At 62.4% G+C, this 21,693-nt stretch carries 18 protein-coding genes; 13 read left to right on the top strand and 5 right to left on the bottom strand.

The annotated features are described in order from the left end of the window. Nucleotides 1-40: 40 nt before the first annotated feature. Nucleotides 41-1,030 (bottom strand): GntR family transcriptional regulator, encoded by a 990-nt coding sequence (locus tag J1G34_RS20430; protein WP_128875745.1) that lies wholly within the window; start codon nt 1,028-1,030, stop codon nt 41-43. Nucleotides 1,031-1,364: 334 nt separating this feature from the next. On the opposite strand from J1G34_RS20430, the gene J1G34_RS20425 reads away from it, so the two are divergent. The 8 genes from J1G34_RS20425 to J1G34_RS20390 all read left to right on the top strand — a co-directional run bounded on the left by J1G34_RS20425 (nt 1,365) and on the right by J1G34_RS20390 (nt 9,297). After that, nucleotides 1,365-2,687, top strand: coding sequence for an amidase (locus J1G34_RS20425; protein WP_222994554.1), 1,323 nt, complete (start codon nt 1,365-1,367; stop codon nt 2,685-2,687). Between the two features lie 11 nt (nt 2,688-2,698). After that, nucleotides 2,699-3,577 carry a polysaccharide deacetylase family protein gene (locus J1G34_RS20420; RefSeq protein WP_065894856.1) on the top strand — a complete coding sequence of 293 codons (879 nt, stop codon included), beginning with the start codon at nt 2,699-2,701 and terminating at the stop codon, nt 3,575-3,577. Nucleotides 3,578-3,720: 143 nt separating this feature from the next. Further along, nucleotides 3,721-5,061, top strand: coding sequence for an MFS transporter (locus J1G34_RS20415; protein ID WP_065894857.1), 1,341 nt, complete (start codon nt 3,721-3,723; stop codon nt 5,059-5,061). A 10-nt stretch (nt 5,062-5,071) separates the two neighbouring features. Then, a complete protein-coding gene (locus J1G34_RS20410; RefSeq protein WP_065885942.1) occupies nt 5,072-5,833 on the top strand; it encodes an SDR family NAD(P)-dependent oxidoreductase in 762 nt (253 codons plus the stop codon). Nucleotides 5,834-5,970: 137 nt separating this feature from the next. Beyond that, nucleotides 5,971-6,720: an SDR family NAD(P)-dependent oxidoreductase gene (locus J1G34_RS20405; RefSeq protein WP_065894858.1), complete on the top strand. Its 750-nt coding sequence runs from the start codon at nt 5,971-5,973 to the stop codon at nt 6,718-6,720. A gap of 13 nt (nt 6,721-6,733) precedes the next feature. Further along, nucleotides 6,734-7,036, top strand: coding sequence for a hypothetical protein (locus J1G34_RS20400; RefSeq protein ID WP_065885944.1), 303 nt, complete (start codon nt 6,734-6,736; stop codon nt 7,034-7,036). A 114-nt stretch (nt 7,037-7,150) separates the two neighbouring features. Next, nucleotides 7,151-8,125, top strand: a complete 975-nt coding sequence (locus J1G34_RS20395) for a CobW family GTP-binding protein (protein WP_122462543.1) — start codon at nt 7,151-7,153, stop codon at nt 8,123-8,125. Continuing rightward, complete coding sequence (locus J1G34_RS20390; protein ID WP_065895717.1) at nt 8,122-9,297, top strand: ABC transporter substrate-binding protein; 1,176 nt, start codon at nt 8,122-8,124, stop codon at nt 9,295-9,297. Before J1G34_RS20395 ends, J1G34_RS20390 begins: the two co-directional genes overlap by 4 nt. A gap of 116 nt (nt 9,298-9,413) precedes the next feature. On the opposite strand, the gene J1G34_RS20385 is transcribed toward J1G34_RS20390, so the two are convergent. Next, a complete protein-coding gene (locus tag J1G34_RS20385) occupies nt 9,414-11,831 on the bottom strand; it encodes a glucose/quinate/shikimate family membrane-bound PQQ-dependent dehydrogenase (RefSeq protein WP_222994553.1) in 2,418 nt (805 codons plus the stop codon). A gap of 455 nt (nt 11,832-12,286) precedes the next feature. Further along, entirely contained in the window at nt 12,287-14,305 is a 2,019-nt protein-coding gene (locus tag J1G34_RS20380; protein ID WP_222994552.1) for a TonB-dependent receptor, read from the bottom strand. A gap of 169 nt (nt 14,306-14,474) precedes the next feature. Here J1G34_RS20380 and J1G34_RS20375 point away from each other — a divergent pair, with 169 nt between their 5' ends. Together J1G34_RS20375 and J1G34_RS20370 are read left to right on the top strand one after the other, a co-directional pair. Continuing rightward, nucleotides 14,475-14,708 carry a VF530 family protein gene (locus tag J1G34_RS20375; protein ID WP_065885949.1) on the top strand — a complete coding sequence of 78 codons (234 nt, stop codon included), beginning with the start codon at nt 14,475-14,477 and terminating at the stop codon, nt 14,706-14,708. A gap of 4 nt (nt 14,709-14,712) precedes the next feature. Beyond that, a complete protein-coding gene (locus tag J1G34_RS20370; RefSeq protein WP_065895714.1) occupies nt 14,713-15,339 on the top strand; it encodes a Pr6Pr family membrane protein in 627 nt (208 codons plus the stop codon). A gap of 172 nt (nt 15,340-15,511) precedes the next feature. Here the strand turns inward: J1G34_RS20370 and J1G34_RS20365 are convergent, their stop codons facing one another. Next, on the bottom strand, nt 15,512-16,279 hold the full coding sequence (locus J1G34_RS20365; protein ID WP_222994551.1) for a siderophore-interacting protein: 768 nt from the start codon (nt 16,277-16,279) through the stop codon (nt 15,512-15,514). Beyond that, entirely contained in the window at nt 16,276-16,785 is a 510-nt protein-coding gene (locus J1G34_RS20360; RefSeq protein ID WP_065895712.1) for a PadR family transcriptional regulator, read from the bottom strand. The genes J1G34_RS20365 and J1G34_RS20360 overlap by 4 nt, the downstream gene beginning before the upstream one ends. 506 nt (nt 16,786-17,291) lie before the next feature. Here J1G34_RS20360 and J1G34_RS20355 point away from each other — a divergent pair. The 3 genes from J1G34_RS20355 to J1G34_RS20345 all read left to right on the top strand — a co-directional run bounded on the left by J1G34_RS20355 (nt 17,292) and on the right by J1G34_RS20345 (nt 21,685). Continuing rightward, nucleotides 17,292-17,789, top strand: coding sequence for a CS1 type fimbrial major subunit (locus J1G34_RS20355; RefSeq protein ID WP_065895711.1), 498 nt, complete (start codon nt 17,292-17,294; stop codon nt 17,787-17,789). Nucleotides 17,790-17,896: 107 nt separating this feature from the next. Then, complete coding sequence (locus J1G34_RS20350) at nt 17,897-20,419, top strand: CS1-pili formation C-terminal domain-containing protein (RefSeq protein WP_222994550.1); 2,523 nt, start codon at nt 17,897-17,899, stop codon at nt 20,417-20,419. 21 nt (nt 20,420-20,440) lie between these two features. Next, complete coding sequence (locus J1G34_RS20345) at nt 20,441-21,685, top strand: hypothetical protein (RefSeq protein WP_122462525.1); 1,245 nt, start codon at nt 20,441-20,443, stop codon at nt 21,683-21,685. Nucleotides 21,686-21,693: the final 8 nt, after the last annotated feature.

The following is a 21,693-nucleotide window of genomic DNA, read 5'->3' as shown; positions in this document are numbered from 1 at the left end:
TGGGAGGGGGAGCCCCCTGCCACATTTGGTCTGTGTTGGGTCAGCTGATTTTGTGCAGGTAGGCGGGCAGCGGTTGTTCGGGCAGCACCGACAACACTTTCAACCGCTGCAACATCCTTTGACTGGCCCTTTGCAAATGCTCACGCAGATTCAGCGCCGCCGCATCAAACGCACCGTGCAGCAGCAACTCCAGAATCAGTCGATGTTCGGCCAACATCGCCGGGTCGGCGCCAATCCCCAGCAACCGATAAAAAATCCGACTGATGATCATCGGGCTCTGCCCCTGTCGAATCAGCGCCGCGATCTTGCGATTCTGCAGGCCGGCCAGGCAGCGTTGGTGCAAGTCTTCCTCGATCTGCTCGATGGCCTCCAGGCTGCACTGCGCACTGTCCTGGGCGTCCAGCACGCGTTGCAGCATGGCTTCAAGCAGCTCGCGATTGAGGTTGGGCGCGCTCTGGCGCAGGGCTTCGGGCTCAAGGCAGGCGCGCAGTTCGTAGTCTTCGGTGACTTCCCGCGCGGTCAAAGGCCCGGCCAGCCATTGGGAGTAGGGCTCTTTTTCTACCAGGCCACGGTCGCGCAGGCGCATCAGCGCTTCACGCACTACCGCGCGGCTGACGCCGTAGTGGTCGGCGGCGGCTTGCTCGTCCAGGCGGTAGTGGCCGAAGGCAATGCAGGTGGACAACGCCGCGCCGATTTCCTCGACGATGCGTTCGCCCAGCGGCCGCGTGTCCACCAACTCGTCCTCGCCGTTAAGACCCAGGTGGGCATGGCTCAGGGGCAGGCGCAACGGCTCCATGGCCAGGCCTTGCGGATTGATCAGGTAGCCCCGGCCGTTGAAGCGGCAGATCAAGCCTTCGTCATGCAGCAGGTCGAGGGCCTTGCGCACCGGCACGCGGCTGGTGCCGAACAACTCGGCCAGCGGCGCTTCGAGCAACACCAGCCCATGGCGGGCGGTGCCGTTGACGATCGCGTCGCGCATCACTTTGTGAATCATCGCGTAACGGGAGGCCGAGGCGGACACTGCTTTCATTGCGTTCTCAGAGGTGGAGGGACCGTTGACCGGGGATTCTCTCATAGATGCGCCTGTCACTCTGCGCCACGTCGGCGGCACGTTTTTGGGGCTTAGAAAGTTGACCTGTTACTTTTCTGCACCAAAATGTACTTATTAATAAAAAGTACATTTTTTCGTTGAAACGCATTAGTCACCGCCTGCCCAGATTTTTTACCTGGTCGAACACCCTCTACCTCGCGGTTCTGGCCGAAAAAAGCTGTCTGCGCAAAATTCGTTGAGCACAGACTGGCACGAAAGCTGCCTTTATAAAATGTACATTTTATTAATATGTACGTTTGCGAGGGTCATCCTGATGTCAGACGCCACTTCAATGGCCGAGGACTTCGCCAGTGGTCGCAGCGACCCGGTGCAAGCCCTCGAACAGGCACTCGACAAAGCCAGCCAGGTCCCGTCGGTATTCATCAGCCTGACGCCCGAGCGCGCCCGTCGTGAAGCCCAAGCCTCTGCCGCACGTTGGCGCGCCGGCCAGCCGCTGAGCATATTCGATGGCGTGCCGCTGGCCTGGAAGGACCTGTTCGACGTGGCCGGCAGCATCACCACGGCGGGCGCCGCCTACCGCCGCCATGCGCCCGTCGCGTTGCTCGATGCACCCACCGTCGGCCTGCTGTGTCGTGCCGGAATGGTCAGCGTCGGCAAGACCAACCTCAGCGAACTGGCCTATTCCGGCCTGGGTCTGAACCCCCATTTCGGCACGCCGCACAATCCCCATGGCAAGGATCAACCGCGCATCCCCGGTGGATCTTCCTCGGGGTCGGCCGTGGCCGTTGCCGCCGGCATCGTGCCCATCGCCATGGGCACCGACACTGCCGGGTCCATCCGCGTCCCCTCGGCGTTCAACGGCCTGGTGGGTTACCGCAGCAGCAGCCGGCGTTACAGCCGCGACGGCGTGTTTGCGTTGGCGCACAGCCTCGACAGCCTCGGCCCGATAAGCCGCAGCGTGCGTGATGCCCTGGTCGTCGACGACTTGCTGCATGGCCGCAGCCACAGCCACGTCGCCCGCAGCCTCAAGGGCCAGCGTTTCGTGCTGGCGCAGCAGAAGGTCGAACCCGCCGTGCGCAACAACCTGCTGCGCGCGGTGGAGCAGCTCAAGGCCCACGGCGCGCTGGTCGAAGAGCGTGAATGCCCGGCCTTCCAGGCGACGCTGGAGCTGATCAAAGACCATGGCTGGCTCGGCGCCTTCGAAGCCTTCGCCCTGCACCAGGCGTTGCTCGACAGCCCCGACGCCGACCAACTCGACCCCCGCGTGCGCCGCCGCCTGGAAGCCGCGCGTTCACTGCCGGCCAGCCAACTGATCCACCTGACCGAGGCGCGCCGCCGCCTGCAACAGCAACTGATCGAAGACCTCGACGGCGCCGTCCTGATCACCCCGACCGTCGCCCACGTCGCCCCGGCGTTGGCGGCGCTTGAAGCCGACGATGAGCTGTTCGTCACAACCAACCTCGCCACCCTGCGCCTGACCATGCCCGGCAGTTTGCTCGACATGCCAGGCGTGACCCTGCCCAGCGGCTGCGATGCCCAGGGGCTGCCCACCGGGTTGCTGCTCAGCGTCCCGACGGGAGAAGACGCACGCCTGCTGCGCGCAGCGTTGTGCGTTGAATCCGTAATGACAATTTAAGGAGACACACCATGGCTAAAGACATCCTCTGTGCATTTGGCGTCGACGTTGACGCCGTGGCCGGCTGGCTCGGTTCCTACGGCGGTGAAGACTCGCCGGACGACATCTCCCGCGGCCTGTTCGCCGGTGAAATCGGCGCGCCACGCCTGCTCAAACTGTTCGAACGCTACGGCCTGCGCACCACCTGGTTTATCCCCGGTCACTCGATGGAAACCTTCCCCGAGCAGATGAAGGCCGTGGCCGACGCCGGCCACGAGATCGGCGTGCACGGCTACAGCCACGAAAACCCGATCGCGATGACCGCCGAGCAGGAAGAAATCGTTCTCGACAAGTCCATCGAACTGATCACCCAGGTCACCGGCAAGCGCCCCACCGGCTACGTGGCGCCGTGGTGGGAGTTCAGCAAGGTCACCAACGAACTGCTGCTGAAAAAGGGCATCAAGTACGACCACAGCCTGATGCACAACGACTTTCACCCTTACTACGTGCGCAAGGGCGATACCTGGACCAGGATCGACTACAGCCAGCACCCCGATACCTGGATGAAGCCCCTGGTGCGCGGCGAAGAAACCGACCTGGTGGAGATCCCGGCCAACTGGTACCTCGACGACCTGCCGCCGATGATGTTCATCAAGAAAGCCCCCAACAGCCACGGGTTCGTCAACCCGCGTCATCTGGAAGAAATGTGGCGCGACCAGTTCGACTGGGTCTACCGCGAACACGAACACGCCGTGTTCACCATGACCATCCACCCCGACGTGTCCGGCCGCCCGCAAGTGCTGCTGATGCTCGAGCGTCTGATCGAACACATCCAGAGCCATGCCGGCGTGCGCTTCGTCACCTTTGACGAAATTGCCGATGACTTCATCCGCCGCCAGCCGCGTACCTGAACCAGCGTCACCCTGCAGGAGCGAGCTTGCTCGCGAAGAACCGGAGAGCGCCGCGTGCATCCAGGATGCCCGGGTCATCGTTGACGATTTTCGCGAGCAAGCTCGCTCCTACAGGGTCCACCCATCCCCTTGAGGCGCGATCTATGTCCATCTACAACAAGCTTGACCTGACTGGCTGGAAACCCCGGCAGCTGACTTCCCGGGAGGTGCGCTTCGCCACCTGGATCGCGTTTTTCGCCTGGGTGTTTGCGGTGTACGACTTCATCCTGTTCGGCACCCTGCTGCCGGAGATTGGCCGGCACTTTGGATGGGGTGAAGTGGAGCAGGCCGAGATCGCGACCTGGGTGGCGGTCGGCACCGCCGTGGTCGCCCTGGCCATCGGACCGATCGTGGACAAGCTGGGGCGACGCAAAGGGATTATCTTCACCGTAGCCGGTTCCGCGTTGTGCTCGGCGCTGACTGCGATAGGCGGGGCGTGGGGCAAATCGCCGCTGATCCTGATCCGTTCGCTGGGCGGCCTGGGCTATGCCGAGGAAACCGTCAACGCCACCTATCTGACCGAGCTGTACGGCGCCTCGGAAGATCCGCGGTTGACCAAGCGTCGCGGCTTTATCTACAGCCTGGTGCAGGGCGGCTGGCCGGTCGGCGCGTTGATCGCCGCCGGGTTGACCGCGCTGTTGCTGCCGATCATCGGCTGGCAGGGCTGCTTCGTTTTTGCGGCGATCCCGGCTGTCGTGATCGCGATCATGGCGCGCAAGCTCAAGGAGAGCCCGCAGTTCCAGATCCACGAACGCATCAGCCGGCTGCGTAAAAGCGGCGCGGTGAGCGACGCGCAGAACGTAGCGCAGACCTATGGCGTGGACTATGACGAGCACAGCAAGGCCGGTCTCAAGGCCGCGTTCCGTGGGCCGGCTCGCCGTGCCACGTTGGTGATCGGCGCCGCGTTGTTGCTCAACTGGGCGGCGATCCAGGTGTTCAGCGTGCTGGGGACTTCGGTGATCGTCAGCGTGCACCACATCTCGTTCGAGAACTCGCTGATCATCCTCGTGCTGTCGAACCTGGTGGGTTATTGCGGCTACTTGAGCCACGGCTGGATGGGCGACAAGATCGGCCGTCGCAACGTGATCGGCCTGGGTTGGATGCTCGGTGGTCTGTCGTTCGCCGGGATGCTGTTCGGCCCGAGCAACATGGCGATGGTGGTCGGGCTGTACAGCCTGGGCCTGTTCTTCCTGATCGGGCCGTATTCGGCGGCGCTGTTCTTTATCAGCGAGAGTTTCCCTACCAGCATCCGCGCCACCGGCGGCGCGATCATCCATGCCATGGGCCCGATTGGTGCGGTGGTCGCAGGCTTTGGTGCAACCCAGGTGCTGTCCGCCGGCAGTGACTGGCAGACCGCCGCACTGTGGTTCGGCGCCGTGCCGTGCTTTTTGTCCGGCCTGTTGATGTTTGCCGCGCGCCATGTGCGTCCGGAAACCGTTCAGTAAGGAGTCAATGATGAGCCGTAAAGTTGCCTTGATTACCGGTGCCGCCAGCGGCATCGGCCAAGCCCTCGCCGTGGCCTATGCGCGCCACGGTGTGGCGGTGGTCGGCGGGTACTACCCGGCGGACCCCCATGACCCGCAGGCCACCGTCAGCCTGGTGCAGGCCGCCGGCGGCGAATGCCTGATGTTGCCGTTGGACGTGGGCGATACCGCCTCGGTGGATGCCCTGGCCGCGCAGGGCGTGCAGCATTTTGGTCGGCTGGATTACGCCGTGGCCAACGCCGGGTTGCTGCGTCGCGCGCCGTTGCTGGAGATGACCGATGCGCTGTGGGACGAGATGCTCAATGTCGACCTGACGGGGGTCATGCGCACCTTTCGCGCGGCGACGCGGCACATGCACGAAGGCGGCGCGTTGGTGGCGATTTCGTCGATTGCCGGCGGCGTGTATGGCTGGCAAGAGCATTCGCATTACGCGGCCGCCAAGGCCGGCGTGCCGGGGTTGTGCCGCTCGCTGGCGGTGGAGTTGGCGGCAAAGGGCATACGCTGTAATGCGGTAATTCCAGGGTTGATCGAGACGCCGCAGTCGCTGGATGCGAAGAACTCGCTGGGGCCGCAGGGCCTGGCGAAAGCAGCGCGTGCGATTCCGCTGGGGCGGGTAGGGCGCGCGGATGAAGTGGCTTCATTGGTGCAGTTTTTAACCAGTGATGCATCGAGTTACCTGACCGGGCAGAGCATCGTAATTGATGGTGGCCTGACCGTACGCTGGCCTGACTGACTGTACTGGCTCAAAAATGTGGGAGGGGGCTTGCCCCCGATGACGGTGGGTCAGCCACAGTTGTTTTTCTGAGCCATCGCCATCGGGGGCAAGCCCCCTCCCACATTGGAACTGTGTTTATTCGGGAGATCGTCTACATGAACCAACTCGCCCACCGCCGCGCCGTGATCACCGGCGCCGGCAGCGGCATCGGTGCCGCTATCGCCCGCGCCTACGCCGCTGAAGGCGCACGCCTGGTGCTGGCCGACCGCAACGCCGCCAGCCTCGCCGAAACCGCGATCACCTGCCGCAACCTCGGTGCCGAGGTGTTCGAATGCCTGGCTGACGTCGGCACCGTCGAAGGCGCCCAGGCCAGTGTCGACTGTTGCGTCGAGCACTTGGGCGGTATCGATATCCTGGTCAACAACGCAGGCATGCTCACCCAGGCGCGCTGCGTCGACGTGTCCATCGCGATGTGGAACGACATGCTGCGCGTCGACCTCACCAGCGTCTTCGTCGCCAGCCAGCGCGCCTTGCCGCACATGGTTGCGCAGCGTTGGGGGCGGATCATCAATGTCGCCTCGCAACTGGGGATCAAGGGCGGCGCCGAACTGACGCATTACGCCGCCGCCAAGGCCGGCGTGATTGGCTTTACCAAGTCCCTGGCGCTGGAAGTCGCCAAGGACAATGTGCTGGTCAACGCCATCGCCCCCGGCCCCATTGAGACGCCATTGGTCAGCGGCATCAGCGATGACTGGAAGCGTGCCAAGGCCAGGGAGCTGCCCCTGGGCCGCTTCGGGCTGGCCGACGAAGTGGCGCCGACGGCGGTGCTGCTGGCCAGCGAGCCCGGCGGCAACCTGTTTGTCGGCCAGACCCTGGGCCCGAATTCCGGCGATGTCATGCCATGAGCGGGGTGTAGTCATGTGCGGACTCTGCGGATTGCTCGGCGAAGACCTGCACTGGAGCGACCCCCTGGGCGACGAGTTGCCCAGGCGCCGCGAACGCCTGCGCCGGATCGCGGCGATCAACCAGGTGCTGGCGGTGTTCCGGCTCAAGGTCGAAGACTTCCAGGGTGCGTCCTATCTGCTGCTGGGCGCTACCGGCAAACAGGCCCTGGCCAGCGGCCTGGATCAGCTGTGGCAGGCGGCCCAGGACATGCTCGGTCGTCCGTTGGATCCCCTCGATCCCAAACTGCTCGACCATTTGGAATGCAACCCACTGTAGGAGCGGGCTTGCCCGCGAAAAACGTCAACGATAACGCGTGCATCCTGGATAAGCGCGGTGTCCATGAGTTCATCGCGAGCAAGCTCGCTCCTGCAAGGGGCGGAGGTATAAGAAATGAGCATCGCTCTCAACGTCATCACCGGTTTTCTCGGCAGCGGCAAGACCACCTTGCTCAAGCGCCTGCTGCAGGATGAAAGCCTGGGCGACACCGCGTTGCTGATCAACGAATTCGGCGACGTCGGCATCGACCATCTGCTGGTGGAAGACATCGCGCCGGACACGGTGCTGCTGCCCAGCGGTTGCGTGTGCTGCTCGATCCGTGGCGAGCTGAAGGAGGCGCTGCTGACCTTGCTGCAACGTCGCGAGCGCGGTGAAATCCCGGCATTCAAGCGGGTGATCCTGGAAACCACCGGCCTGGCCGACCCGGCGCCCATCCTCGCCACCTTGAATAACGACGTGCAACTGCGCGGGCGTTTGCACATCGGCCTGGTGATTACCCTGGTGGACGCCAGCCACGCCGTCCTGCAGGAACGCCTGCACCCGGAATGGCTGGCCCAGGTGGCGGCGGCGGATCGTGTGTTGGTGAGCAAGACCGATCTGGCGGGCGACTGCACGGCACTGCGCGCACATTTGCGGGCACTCAATGCCGGCACGCCGATCCTCGATACCCATGCCATTCACAGCGGCGACCAACTGCTGCTTGGCGAAGGCCTGCGCAGCGCCGAACCGGCCATTGAAGTCAGCCGCTGGCAGTTGCATCAGACCACCACAGCCAGCCACGGCACCGCGCAAGTGTGCAGCCTGACCTTCGACCAGCCTCTGGATTGGGTCGGTTTCGGGGTGTGGTTGTCGATGCTGTTAAGATGCCACGGCGAACGAATCCTTCGTGTCAAAGGACTGCTCAACGTGAACGCCAGTAACACCCCCATCGTCATTCATGGCGTGCAGCACTGCCTGCATGCGCCGGTGCATCTGCCTGCGTGGCCGGGCAGCGACCGGCAATCGCGCCTGGTGTTTATCCTGCGCGGCCTCGACCCTGCGCTGTTGCGTCGCTCCTTCGATGTGTTCTCGCGGCGGTTCGCAGCATGATCACGTTGAGGGTCCTCGGCACGTCGGTCACCTTGCTCGAATGCCTGCGCGTGCGGGCCGAGCAGGAACTGGGTATCCGCCTGGTGTATCAGGTGCACGACGTCGAACAGGCCCAGCGCATCGCGGTGATGCAGCCCGAAAGCTACGACCTGTACGACCAGTGGTTTCACAATGTCGATTTCGTGTGGCCGGCCCGGGCGATCCAACCCATCGACACCCGGCGCGTCGCGTTGTGGCACGAGATCAATGACCTGCCCAAGCGCGGACGCCTGTCGCCCGATGATCGCCTGGGCAGCGGCAGCGTGCCCAGCGAGCGGTTATTCGTGCAGCACGATGGCAGCCTGGGCAGCACGGTTACCGAGCGCATCAGCATGCTGCCCCTGACCCACAACGCCGACAGCTTTGCCTACCGTCCCGAGCGTATGCCCGACGGGTTTTGCCACGGCAATGAAAGCTGGGGCTGGCTGTTGGACCCCGCGTGGCGTGCGCGCACGGCCTTGCAAAGCGACGCCGCCATCGGCGCCCTGGACGCCGCCTTGGCGGTGCAGGGGGCAGGGCTGGCCAGCTTCAAGGACATCGGCAACATGAGCATCGAAGAGATCGATTTGCTGGCCGACGTCCTGGTGCGCAAGCAGAAGGAAGGCCACTTTGCGGCGTTCTGGTCCGATGACGAAGAAGCCGCGCAATTGATGCTCAGCCCCAGCATCGATATCCAGAGCCTGTGGTCGCCGACCTTGATGCGCCTGCACCGCGCCGGGGTGAAATACCGCCTGGCGGTGCCACGTGAAGGCTATCGGGCCTGGTTTGGTGGGTTGTCATTATCGCGCCATGCCCAGGGCGCGGTGCTGGATGCGGCCTATGCTTACTTGAATTGGTGGCTGTCGGGCTGGCCCGGGGCGGTGATGGCTCGGCAGGGCTATTACATCGGTAATCCGGCGCGCAGTCGCGATCACTTGAACCGTGCGGAGTGGGATTACTGGTACGCGGGCAAGCCTGCGCGAGAGCAACTGCCGGGAAGCGATGGTCTGCCGCTGATCGATATTGGCGAAGTGCGCGACGGCGGCTCCTATGAACAGCGCATGGGGCATATTGCGGTATGGAATTCGGTCATGGATGAGCACAACTACCTGGTGCGGCGCTGGGGGGATTTCATGCGGGCCCGGCGAGGCTGACGCGCAGCGTCACGGGATGCATTCCCACGCGGAGCAAGGGAACGAGCCTTCAGCGGCGCAAAGAAAAGGCGGTTACCTGTTGAAGGTAACCGCCTTTTTAATACCGCCAGTCTTGCTTATTCCGGCAGTTTGAACGCCATCACGTAGTCACCCTGCTTGGTGCCCAGGGAGCCATGACCGCCGGCCACGACCAGCACGTATTGCTTGCCGTCCTTGCCGGTGTAGGTCATCGGGGTGGTTTGCGCGCCTGCAGGCAGGCGGCCTTCCCACAGTTGCTTGCCGTTTTTCACGTCATAGGCACGCAGGTACTGGTCCAGGGTGCCGCTGAGGAACGCAACGCCACCGGCGGTGGTGAACGTACCGCCCAGGCTCGGCACGCCCATGGTCAACGGGATCGGAATCGGCGAGCTGTCACGCACGGTGCCGTTCTTGTGCATCCAGATGGTCTGGTGGGTGGTCAGGTCGACCGCTGCCACATAACCCCACGCGGGTGCCTGGCACGGCAGGCCCATTGGCGACAGCAGCGCTTCGAGGATCACGCCGTACGGCGCGCCTTTGTTTGGCTGTACGCCTTGGGTTTCGCTGACGCGCGGGCCTTGCTTGGCGATGTCGGCAGCCGGGATCAGTTTCGATTTGAACGCCATGTAGCTCGGGTTCACGAAGGCGATCTGGCGCACCGGGTCAACCGAAATGCCGCCCCAGTCGAACACGCCGAAGTTGCCTGGGTACACGATCGAGCCTTGCAGCGACGGCGGGGTGAACGGGCCGTCGTAGCGCAGCGACTTGAAGTCGATCCGGCAGATCAGTTGGTCGAACGGCGTCACGCCCCACATGTCACGCTCCTTGAGGGGCGGTGGCATGAAGTTCAGGTCGGACTTGGGCTGGGTTGGCGATGTACGATCACCCGCGACAGCGCCCTGCGGCACCGGGATTTCATTGATCGGTACGACCGGTTGGCCGGTGGCGCGGTCCAGCACGTAGATGCTGCCTTGCTTGGTCGATGCCATCACTGCTTGCTTGACACCGTCAGCAGTCTTGATATCGATCAGCGACGGCTGGCCGCCCACGTCCATGTCCCACAGGTCATGATGGGTGAACTGGAAGGTCCACTTCACATGGCCGCTGTCGATGTCCAGGGCGGTCAGGCCGGCAGCGTATTTTTCCGAGTCGTCAGTACGGTCGCCGCCGTATTGATCGGGCATCTGGTTGCCCATCGGCAGGTAGAGCATGCCGAGTTTTTCATCCACGGCGAACATGGACCACATGTTCGGCGAGTTGCGGGTGTAGGTCTTGCCTTCGGCCAACGGGGTGGTGTCCTCCGGGTTGCCGCTGTCCCAGTTCCACACCAGCTTGCCGGTGTGCACGTCGAACGCACGGATCACGCCGCTTGGCTCGTCGGTGGAAACGTTGTCGGTCACGTGACCGCCGATGACCACCAGGTTCTTGGTCACTGCCGGTGGCGAGGTGGAGTAGTAGCCGCCTGGGGCGAAGCTGCCGATGTTGGCACGCAGGTCGACCTGGCCTTTGTCACCGAAGTCTTCGCACATCTTGCCGGTGTCGGCGTTCAGGGCGATCAGACGGGTGTCGGCGGTCGGCACGAAGATGCGTTTCGGGCAGGCGTTCGGCGCGGCGGCGAGGTTGGCGCTGCCGGTCGGGCTCTGCTCGGAGGCATAGGCGGCGTCGTCGTGGTACGACACGCCACGGCAAGTCATGTGTGCCCAACCCTTGAAGTTTTCAGCACCCTGGGTGGTGATCTTCGGGTCGAAACGCCAGATTTCCTTGCCGGTGTCCGGGTCCAGGGCAATCACTTGGCTGTGTGGGGTGCACACGTACAGCATGCCGTTGACTTTCAGCGGGGTGTTTTCCGCGGTGGTTTCACCGGGATCGCCCGCGCCGGGAATGTCACCGGTACGGAAGGTCCAGGCCGGCACCAGCTTGTGCGCGTTTTCCGGGGTGATCTGCGCCAGTGGCGAGTAACGGTCACCGAAGGCCGAGCGGCCATAGGAATTCCAGTCACCGTCGGCCTGGGTCGGCGCAGCGCTGGCCATACCAGGCACCGCGTCGCGGTCGAGTTGGCCGGTCTTGACCATTTCACCTGGATTAGTGAACTGGCTGGCCAGAGCGGTAGCGCCCGCCAGCACCACGGCTACGCTCAGCGCGCCCGTGCCCAGCGGCGCGGCCTGACCACGCAGCAACGGACGGCGAAACCACGGCAGCAACATGACGATGCCCAGGGCGAACAGCAGGGCCAGGCGCGGCACCAGTTGCCACCAGTCAAGGCCCACTTCCCACAGTGCCCACACGGTGCTGGCGAACAGCACCAATGCGTACAGGCCCAGCGCAGCACGGCGGGTGGCCAGCAGCAATACGCCGGTCAGGGCGATGCCGATACCGGCCAGCAGGTAATACAGCGAGCCGCCGAGCATGCTCAGCTTGACCCCACCGGCCAGCAAGGCCAGCCCCATGATCAGCAGCAAGACGCCCAGCAACCTGGGCAGCAGGCGGCTTGGGCTTGAGGCACCATCAGTGCTCATAGTGTGTTTCTCCGTTACGTTGGAATTATGTAACCCCGTGCTTCACTCACTGTAGATGACGATTCGGCACGGGCTTGGTTCATCGTTTTTTTTGGTTTTTTCTGTGGATAATCGGGTTATCCACAGGCAAGCAATAACACCCCATGCGCAGGTCTATTTCAGACAGCGCTGTCTTTGCGTACAGGGAGATTCGGCAAAATGGGTCGACCGGGAGGTGAGGCGTTTCAGATTGTTGCGAAGGATAATGCGGCGGGGCATTTTGAGAAAGGGTGAATCGCAAGATGCATCATTTCAGATTTGGTAACAGTGACAGATAGTCGCTGCCTGAATAGCCTTTGTAGGAGCGAGCTTGCTCGCGAAAAACCCACTGGCGCCGCGTGTGTTCAGGAAGCACGCGTTATCGTTGACGGTTTTCGCGAGCAAGCTCGCTCCTACAGGGGGATTTGTGGTGTGGGTTAGAAGGTGGTGCGGATGCCGAACTGTACACTGCGCCCCGGTGCCGGCGCGATGTCGCGCAGGATCGAGCTGGCATAGCGCACCGTCTGGTTGGTCAGGTTTTCACCGTTGACGAACGCCAGCCACTGGCTGCCACCCACATTGAAGTGGTAACCCGCGCTTGCGCCGAGGGTGGTGTAGCCATCGGTGCCGCTTTCATTGCTCGGCACGCGCCCCTGGCCGGCGGCATGTTCCACGTCGATACGCGCCTGCCAGCGGTCCAGTTCCCAGAGCAACCCACTGTTCAAGCGCAGCGGCGCAATGCGCGGCAGGGCTTCGCCCGTGTCCAGGTTGGTCGCGCGGGTGTAGTCGCCCGACAGCTCCAGGGCGAACTTGCCGTAGGCGCCTTCGCCGAGTTTCCAGTGATCCTGGGCTTCGAAACCGGCGAAACGCGCGCGTACGCCGGAATAGCTGTACTCGGGAATACCGCCGGCGTCCTCTTCACCTTCGTCGTTCAACGTACGGCCAGTGCCGAGCAGGCCGATGTAATTGGAGAAGCGGCTGTAGAACACGCCGAAGCTGCCTTTATGGGTGCCGTTGTCGAAGCGCAGGGCCAGGTCGCTGGACACGGCTTTTTCCTTGGACAGGTTGGCATCGCCCAATTCGTAGGTGCCGGTGGCGACGTGGGCACCATTGGCGTACAGCTCGTAGAACGTGGGCGCACGCTCGGTGTAGCCCAACGTTGCAGCCAGTGACCAGATCGGCGTCAGGCTGTAAACCGCGCCGGAGGACAGGCTGCCTGCGGTGAAGTCACTGGCCTTGTCGGCATTGGCGAAGCGCGCGTTGCCCTTGGCATCCGGGTCGACGCTGGTGTGTTCCAGGCGCCCGCCGAGGCTGAGCTTCAGGCGTTCGCTGGCTTGCATCTCTTCAAGGATAAACAGTGCACCGGCGTTGGTGTCGGTCTGGGGCACGAAGGCTTCTTCGCCCAGGGCCGAGAACTCGTTGCGGGTCACCTGGGCGCCGACCACGCCATCGAATGGGCCGACAGGCTGGTGACGGGCTTCAACGCGGGCTTCATAGCCTTTGTTCTTGAAGGTTGTACCGGTTTCGCCACCTTCGATTTCGCGGTGTTCGTAGTCGGTATAGCCCGCGTCGAGTTTCACCGAGGTGAACGGCCCTTGCAGGTTACGGATCTCGGATGCGAAGGCGTAGTGCTCCTGCTGCATGCGGATGCGCACATCCTGCTCGGCCGGGGAGCCGTAGTTACTGTCGTAGTTGCTGTAGGACAGCCCCGCGTAGCCGTCATCCCAGGTGTAGGAACCGCCTACGGCACCGCCATCCTGGCGCCCGTCGCTGTTGCCCAGGCGGCCGTTCTTGCCGGGGCCATCCTCGGTGTCGGGGGCATGGCGGCTACGCGCAGAGCCCGGGATTTTCAGGTCGTTGAATTCCCGCGCGTTGGCGTCCAGGTGCAAGGCGAAGGTGCCGTCGCCGGCCTCCAGCTTGCCCGCGCTGCTGCGGGTGGTGTCGGCGCCGCCGTAGCGCAGTTCACCGGCACCGTGGATGCCTTCGATGGCGGCGGTGGGGATGCGGTTGTCAAAGGTATTGACCACGCCGCCGATGGCGCTGCCGCCGTACAGCAAGGCCGCCGGGCCGCGCACGATTTCAATGCGTTCGACGTTGATCGGGTCCAGCGGCACGGCATGGTCATAGGACAGCGACGATGCATCCAGCGCACCGACGCCATTGCGCAGGAGGCGAATCCGGTCACCGTCCTGGCCACGAATGATCGGCCGGCTGGCGCCCGGGCCAAAGTAGGAAGACGACACCCCCGGCTGCCTGCTCAGGGTTTCGCCAAGGCTGCCTTTTTGCTGCAGGGTCAGCTCATCGCCTTCCAGTACGGTGGTGGGCGAGGCGAGCTGTTCGCTGCCCAGGGGATTGGCGGTGATGATTTGCGGTTGCAGCTCCAGGGCGTGGCCTTCGGAGCAGATCAGCAGGGCGGCGGCGAGCGGGGACAAACGCCAGAAACAGGAGACGGACATCGGACATTCCTTGGCAGGATTTTGATAAGAGATGTTACAATATAACATCTCTTTTTAGGCTGCGAAGGGGAACTTTTGCCAAGCGGCTATATTCAATGCAGTGCTTCCACCGATACGCCCCGTCGGCTAAGGTGCGCGGCTGTGTTTCCTCTCCTGCAAAAGGCCCGGCATGACCGCGACAAGCAACGACCCACTCCACGGCGTGACCCTGCAACATGTCCTCACCACGCTGGTGGCGCATTACGAATGGAGCGGCCTGGCCGAGCGTATTGATATCCGCTGCTTCAAGAGCGATCCCAGCATCAAGTCGAGCCTGACCTTCCTGCGCAAGACCCCTTGGGCCCGTGAAAAAGTCGAAGGGTTGTACGTCAAGCTGATGCGCACCAAACGCCCGTTGGACTGAGCCCATGAAGCGTTATGTCGCAGCGGCCGCGCTCGCCGGTTGGGTGGGGCTGGCGATCCAGCAATACCTGATTTTGTATTCGCGCTGGTCCAGCGGCGCGAGCCTGCTGGGCGGGTTGATCAGCTTCTTCAGTTTCTTCACGGTGCTGACCAATACGCTGGTGGTCGTGGTGCTGAGCTACGCGCTGGTCACCCGCGAATCCGCCGCCAGACGGTTCTTCCTCAAGCCCGGCATCTGCGGCGCGATTGCCACCAGCATCGTGGTGGTGAGCCTGGCCTACAACCTGCTGCTACGGCATTTATGGAGCCCCGAAGGCTTTCAGTTCATCGCCGATGAATTGCTGCATGACGTGATGCCGCTGCTGTTTCTGATCTACTGGTGGCGCTGCGTGCCCAAAGGCACCTTGCAGCTCAAGCACATCGCCGGGTGGGTGATTTACCCCGTGGTGTATTTTGGTTATGTGCTGCTGCGCGGGCATTTGCTTGGGCAGTATCAGTACCCGTTCATGGACGTGGACAGCCTGGGTTATCCACAGGTGTTCGTGAATGCGGGGGGGATTTTGGCGGGGTTCATCGTCATTGCGCTGGCGTTAGTGGGGCTGGATAAACGCCTCAAACCACGCTCGATTTAAAGTGGGCACGATCAATGTCTGTAGGAGCGAGCTTGCTCGCGAAACAGTCACAGGCACCGCGCTCATTCAGAAAGTACGCGTTATCGTTGACGTTTTTCGCGAGCAAGCTCGCTCCTACAGAGGGCGGTGTACGCTTAACTGACTGGCATCAGGGCAAGCCGCCTCCCACAGGTTAATCTTCGTCGCTGCCTTCCGCGCGCCAGTAGCCCACGGCCTTGAGGTATTCCTCGTTGACCTTGTGCGTCTCCAGCAATACCCGCCGCACCTGGCGCGACACCTTGGTTTCGGTCGCGACAAAGCTGTACAGCGTGCCGCCGGGCAGCGTCAGGTTGCGTACCACGTCGAGCAGGTCGTCCTGGCCACGCAGCACCCAAATGATTTCAACATCCGCCGCACTTTCCAGTGTCTGTTGCTCGGCGCCATCGGCAATTTCAATCACCGCCAGCACCCTGCGCCCGGCGGGTAATTCTTCCAGGCGTCGCCCGATGGCGGGCAGGGCGGTTTCATCGCCGATCAGCAGGTAGCTGTCGAAGATATCCGGCACGATCATCGAACCCCGTGGCCCACCGATATGCAGGTGCTGGCCGACTTGCGCCTGCTCGGCCCAGGTCGACGCCGGGCCGTCGCCGTGCAGCACGAAGTCGATATCCAGTTCGCCAGTGTCCAGGTCGAAACGCCGTGGCGTGTAATCGCGCATTGCAGGTTGCGGGCCGTCGCCCTTGATGCTGAAGGTCGGGCTTTCCAGCGCGGCTTGCTCGGCGGCGTTCTGCGGGAACAGCAGCTTGATGTGATCATCACTGCCCAGGCTGACAAACCCCGCCAGTTCCGGCCCACCCAGCGTAATGCGGCGCATGCGTGGGGTGATATCGACTACCCGCATTACCTGCAGGCGGCGGCGTTTGATTTCGTGGGTCACGCGATGGATGGTGTGTGTGTTCATTGATCTCTCCCGTCGGCAATGGCTTGAGCGGTGCGATTGAGCAGCGCCGCGACACGAACGATTTCTTCCGGGCTCCAGCGCCCGTGGTGCGAATGCAGGGCATGGCGCAGGTTGTGCACCGCCTCGTGAATTTCCGGTGGGCGGTCGTGGCCGCGCAGCGAGCGTTTGCTGACGTCGATGCGCATGCGCACGCCGTCCAGGGCAACGGCTTGCTCGTTAAGAAAGAGACGACCGGCGTCGGTGATTGTGTAGTGTTTTTTCCCGCCCTGGGCGTCACCGCTGATCAACTCGCTCTCTTCGAGGAAGGTCAGGGTGGGATAGATCACGCCGGGACTGGGGCTGTACGCACCGTCGAAGAGGTTTTCGATGCGGCGGATCAGGTCGTAGCCATGGCAGGGTTGCTCGGCGATCAGCGCCAGCAGCAACAGCTTCAGGTCGCCTGGGGCGAAAACCCGTGGGCCGCGACCGCCGCGTTTTTCAAAGTCACCGCGATGTTCAGGCTTCATGATGGTCCTCCTCTGCGCTCATTTAGATATAACTTAAGATATATCTTGTGGTGTGCGCCAGTCTCTGCCGACCAGCGGTCAGGGCCAGGTTTGCGCACGGCGTGCAACGGCCTTTAGTTGAAAGCTGCTTGGAGGATAATCAAATTAGAGTTATAACTTTAATTAGAGCTGATGCTCGAATGTGCGCCGATGTGCGTGATTATTTGAAACTTGTTTTGTTTGTCTAGTGCACGTCCTTTCGATGTTTCACGCCCCCTGTATTATGCGCATGTAGTTCAATTCCTACGGACACTTTTAAAGTTTTGGCAAAATGCCATCTTTTTCACGCGGCGCCTGTTTACAAGGGCTACGCGTATATTGGAATGCGCCTGCATACCTGCTTTTAGTTTGGGTCGATTATTGCCTGGCAGCGCACGGTGCAACTAACCGGCGCGGTTGTTCGTTGTTCGAGGATGCTCTTGGCGACGAAAAAATCAATAAGTTTTCCAACTACAGGTATTGACTCCATGTTCAAAAAGTTTGCTGTTGCTGCCCCTCTGGCTATTCTGGCCCTGTCTTCCTCGGTAACAGCCTTTGCTGCCGGAGAAGCCAGCCATACCGTCAACATCAAGGCGACTATCCCGACCACCGTTTTCCACGCACAACCGCGTGACCCGAACTGGGGTCGTGACGAAACCATGACCTATAACCTGGTCAGCGGCGAGCTGGCGCCCCTGAGCGCGATCTACGACATCAAGAACACCAACGGTTCGGTACACGCCTACATCGAAGGCGGCCCGGCTGTACTGTTCAATGGTGACGCTGCGCAGAACATCGCGCTCACCACCAGCCTCAACGGCGTCACCCTGACCGGCACGCCTCAGGAAGTGGTCAACGAAGCCGACTCCACCCCAGGCGTGGGCGCCGAAATGCGCATCGTCGCGGCCAAGCCTACCGCCACTCAACGCGGCTCCTACACCGCAGTGATGCCGGTGGTATTCGACGCCGTATTGCCGACGCTTTGATGCCAATGCATGCCCGTTGACCACGGGCATTTGCTTGCAGGTCGGCTGATTTCGTTCTCTGTCCGCCGACCTGATTTTTTCTCTCTTGGCATTCAGGGTATCCGTTCATGTTTCCGATGACGCCTATCGCGGCTGCGCTTGTGCTGCTGATGTGTACGAGTGCGTTGGCGGCACCTGCTGCTTCCGGCGCTGCAACCCCCGGCAGTCTGATCGCCCAGGCCCAAGGCCTGCCCGCGGGGTTCAGCGATCACTTTTTCGACGTGCCGCTGGCGGTGCGCGTGGATCTCGATCGGCAACTGCTGGGCGAGGCGCTGATCGTCTTGTCGCGGGATGACCGTGTGACCCTGCTCGAATTTACCGATACCGGCGACAGCAAAGTCCCGGCCGCCACCCGTGATACCTGGCAGGCGCTGCTGGAGAACGGCGTGGCATTGGGCGCCTGCACCCAGACCTGCCCGGAGAAGATGATCTCGGCGTTCTACAACCTGGAAAACTCCCAGCTCGCGATCCTCACCCAGGACGTCGAACGCAGTGATGACACCCCGCGCTTCTACGACCAGCCGCAAGGCGGCAGCCTCGGGTTGATCATCAACAACCAGCTCAACCTCAACGGCAGCCAGGAAGACAGCCTGGGCGGACGCTACGGCTTGCAAGCCAGTTCAAGCCTCGGCAACTGGAGCCAGGTGCTCAACCTGCAACTGGCGCGGCAAAGTGGCGATGAGGAACAAGTACGCCATGCGATCCATGAGCTGTATACCCAGCGTGAACTGGAAGGGCAGTTTTTCCGCCTCGGCCACTTCACCCCCAATTCCGATGGCCTGACCCGTCAACTGCGCAGCTTCGGTGCCAGCCCCGATACGGCGGTGGGCCTGATGTATGGCAGTTCCGACAGCCTGGCCATCAACAACTCCAAACCCAGCGTGTATCCGATCTACGTAACCGCCAACCGCCAGGCAGCGGTTGAGATCTACCGCAACGGCTTGTTGATCAACACCCAGGCCGTGGCGGCCGGGCTGCAAACCCTGGATACCCGGCCACTGCCCGGCGGCATCTATGAGGTTGAAGTGCGCCTGGTGGAGGACGGCCTGACGACCAGCACCACCCAGGAACTGGTGTACAAACCCAGCAACTGGCGCAACGCCGAAGACCGCTGGCGCTACAACGTATTTGCCGGACGCGAGACCAAGCTCCTCAGCAACTGGGATGAGCAGGCCTCGGGCGCGGTGACGGCCGGAGCGTCGCTCAATTACCTGGTGCACCCGCGCGTGATCCTCGGCCTGTCGGCCCGCCAGGTGCGCGAGCAGCTGCAATACGGCGGGTCGATGGACTGGACGGTGGCCAACAACACCAGCGTCTATGCCAACCTGTACCAGACCCAGGAACATGGCACCGGCCTGGACCTGCAAGGGCTCTACACCCTGGGCTCGACCAACCTGGTGTTCAGCCATAACCGCAGCTGGCTGGACACCCGTGACACGTACGAAACCCTACCGGATGGTACGCGCCTGCGCCGCAATACCTTCGTGGGCGAGGCCAGCAACACCGCGTTGTCGGTCAACCACCGGCTCGACGCGAAAAACACCCTGAACATGCGCCTGTCCCACAGTGAGGGCAATATCGAGGGGGCCGGGCTGGACCTGGGCTGGAGTCGCCACGACAACCTGTTCGGCAGCGACGCCAACTGGCGATTCTCGGTGTTCGACCGGCCCGGCAGCGCCGGCACCAACGACGCGCGCAATCGTGGCGTGGATGTGAGCGTGAGTGTCAACCTGGGCACTGAAGGCCGGCAGATTTCCGGCAGCATCGGCACCCGCACGGCCCGAGACGGCGGGCGCGACAACAATGCCTCGGTGACGGTGCGCCAGGACCTCACCGACCACATGCTGCAAAGCGTCTCCGCGACCGCCATCACCGATACCTACGGCGTTGGCCTGTCGGGCATGGCCAGCTTCAATACCAGCGCGGTCAGCGGTGACGGCTTTGTGCAGCGCAGCTCCTTCAACGGTGACCTCAGTGGTGGCTTGAACCTCAACAGCACCTTCGTTGCCGGTGCCGGCAAGATGTTGCTGAGCAGCCAGTACCAGGGTAACGGTGCGGGGATGATCATCGACGTTGAAACCGACCTTGACGCAATCGAACTGCGCGCCGACGACCTCGGTGGTGGCGGTGCGATCCTGCGGCCGGGGCGCAACTACGTGCCGGTCTCGGCCTACAAGAGCAGCAGCGTGAGTTTCGACTTTGAAGGCAACCACCCGCCGGCGGCCAATATTCAACCAACCCGCGCCAGCTATCACCTGAACAAAGGCGGTGTGGACTATCGAAAAATCACCGTGATGAAAACCGTCACTGTGCTTGGGCGGTTGCTGGACGAGCGCGGAGCACCGCTCAAGGGGCATCACGTGATCAATCACGCCAGCCGTGGGGTCAGCGAGGTGGACGGATTTTTCTCGATGGAAATGAGTTCCAGCGCGCCCACCTTGCAAGTGCGCTACCAAAACCAGCTGCTTTGCCAGTTTCGTTTGGACCCAAGCAATGCGCCGAACGAAAACGACGTGTTGATGATTGGTGACTTGCGCTGCACGCCGGACACCTTGGCCGAAGCGACCTATCACGCCGAAACCGCCGGTTGACGGCGGTTGAAACTGGAGTTCATGACCTTGATTACCGCAACCAAAAAACGCCTGGGCCTGTGTGCGTTAGCGCTGGCTCTAGGCGCTTACAGCCTGCCGGCGCTGGCTATTGTCGAGCAGATCACGGCGGTGTTTCGCCCCGATCCGGCCAACCCGACGAACAACAAATTCGTCAACACCACGCCGCAAAGTGGCTTATGTCCCTGGCACGTTCCAGCCAAGTGCGAGGCGGTCAATACCTTCAGTATTCGTAACACTGCGTTCCGGGCCTATTCCAATGGGCCAATACCGGCGTTCCCCGAGGATCCACGCCAGAGTGCTTATTTCAAGGTGCCGTCGGCCTTTCGCGACCTGCAAGTGAAACACGCCGTTACCGGTCGCACGGAGACGGTGCAGATGCGTATTGCCGGTATCGGTGGCCGGTGGAATGTTTCCTACCCTCCGGGCGTGTCCGGCTGGGCGACGCCAGGTGTGGGTTGGAGCACTTATTGGCGAGGGGCGCCCGCACCGTGTATGCCGATCAATTACATTGCGGCAGGAGCCGCGTTCGCGTTGTTTTTCTGGATCGTCCCGGAGAACGCCGGCGCCTGCAGCGTCACCAACGGTGTGGAGATTCCGCGGTTGAGCTACAGCTCGCTTGAGTACGGTTATGAACTCAAGACGCCAAACCCGTTGGGCATGGACGCCGGTACCTATGAAGGCTCCATCACCTACACCATGGGGCCGGGCGGTGATATGGATTTCGGCAACGCCATGATCCCCGACGAAACGGCCCTGACCTTCAATTTCATCCTGTCGGTGGAACACGTGCTCAAGGTCGACCTGCCGGCCGGCGCCAATCGCGTCGAGCTGCTCCCCGAGGGCGGCTGGCAAGCCTGGCTCAACCAGGGGCGGCGCCCGTCGCGATTGTGGCGCGACCAGACCTTTGCGATTTCCGCCAGCTCACGTTTCAAGATGACCCTTGAGTGTGGCCTGGTCATCGGCAACACCTGCGGCCTGCGCAACAGCGACGGTGACGAAGTGCCGCTGCAAGTGGCCGTGAGCCTGCCCTATGGCTTGCGTGACCAGCACGACCAAGGCGTCAACAAGCTGCCCCTGCGCCTCGACGGCGTGGGCACCGAACTGTTCCAGCCAACGCAATACGTGAACAACCGCGAGGGCAAGTTGCATTTCGAAGTGGCCAGGGATGATGTCGCCGACATGCTCAAGAAACCCGGCAGTACCTATTCCGGCGTGGCCACGGTGATCTGGGATTCGGAAGTCTAGCGGGCATT

This window comes from Pseudomonas sp. Wu6, assembly GCF_019891515.1.
Lineage (GTDB): Bacteria > Pseudomonadota > Gammaproteobacteria > Pseudomonadales > Pseudomonadaceae > Aquipseudomonas > Aquipseudomonas orientalis_A.
Note: the sequence above shows the minus strand (reverse complement) of the source record. Positions and strands in the feature narration are given on the sequence as shown.

Bases quoted from the DNA above. Each gene is read 5' to 3' on its own strand.
- J1G34_RS20430 (WP_128875745.1), bottom strand. From the start codon at position 1,030: ATGAAAGCAGTGTCCGCCTCGGCCTCCCGTTACGCGATGATTCACAAA.
- J1G34_RS20425 (WP_222994554.1), top strand. From the start codon at position 1,365: ATGTCAGACGCCACTTCAATGGCCGAGGACTTCGCCAGTGGTCGCAGC.
- J1G34_RS20420 (WP_065894856.1), top strand. From the start codon at position 2,699: ATGGCTAAAGACATCCTCTGTGCATTTGGCGTCGACGTTGACGCCGTG.
- J1G34_RS20415 (WP_065894857.1), top strand. From the start codon at position 3,721: ATGTCCATCTACAACAAGCTTGACCTGACTGGCTGGAAACCCCGGCAG.
- J1G34_RS20410 (WP_065885942.1), top strand. From the start codon at position 5,072: ATGAGCCGTAAAGTTGCCTTGATTACCGGTGCCGCCAGCGGCATCGGC.
- J1G34_RS20405 (WP_065894858.1), top strand. From the start codon at position 5,971: ATGAACCAACTCGCCCACCGCCGCGCCGTGATCACCGGCGCCGGCAGC.
- J1G34_RS20400 (WP_065885944.1), top strand. From the start codon at position 6,734: ATGTGCGGACTCTGCGGATTGCTCGGCGAAGACCTGCACTGGAGCGAC.
- J1G34_RS20395 (WP_122462543.1), top strand. From the start codon at position 7,151: ATGAGCATCGCTCTCAACGTCATCACCGGTTTTCTCGGCAGCGGCAAG.
- J1G34_RS20390 (WP_065895717.1), top strand. From the start codon at position 8,122: ATGATCACGTTGAGGGTCCTCGGCACGTCGGTCACCTTGCTCGAATGC.
- J1G34_RS20385 (WP_222994553.1), bottom strand. From the start codon at position 11,831: ATGAGCACTGATGGTGCCTCAAGCCCAAGCCGCCTGCTGCCCAGGTTG.
- J1G34_RS20380 (WP_222994552.1), bottom strand. From the start codon at position 14,305: ATGTCCGTCTCCTGTTTCTGGCGTTTGTCCCCGCTCGCCGCCGCCCTG.
- J1G34_RS20375 (WP_065885949.1), top strand. From the start codon at position 14,475: ATGACCGCGACAAGCAACGACCCACTCCACGGCGTGACCCTGCAACAT.
- J1G34_RS20370 (WP_065895714.1), top strand. From the start codon at position 14,713: ATGAAGCGTTATGTCGCAGCGGCCGCGCTCGCCGGTTGGGTGGGGCTG.
- J1G34_RS20365 (WP_222994551.1), bottom strand. From the start codon at position 16,279: ATGAACACACACACCATCCATCGCGTGACCCACGAAATCAAACGCCGC.
- J1G34_RS20360 (WP_065895712.1), bottom strand. From the start codon at position 16,785: ATGAAGCCTGAACATCGCGGTGACTTTGAAAAACGCGGCGGTCGCGGC.
- J1G34_RS20355 (WP_065895711.1), top strand. From the start codon at position 17,292: ATGTTCAAAAAGTTTGCTGTTGCTGCCCCTCTGGCTATTCTGGCCCTG.
- J1G34_RS20350 (WP_222994550.1), top strand. From the start codon at position 17,897: ATGTTTCCGATGACGCCTATCGCGGCTGCGCTTGTGCTGCTGATGTGT.
- J1G34_RS20345 (WP_122462525.1), top strand. From the start codon at position 20,441: ATGACCTTGATTACCGCAACCAAAAAACGCCTGGGCCTGTGTGCGTTA.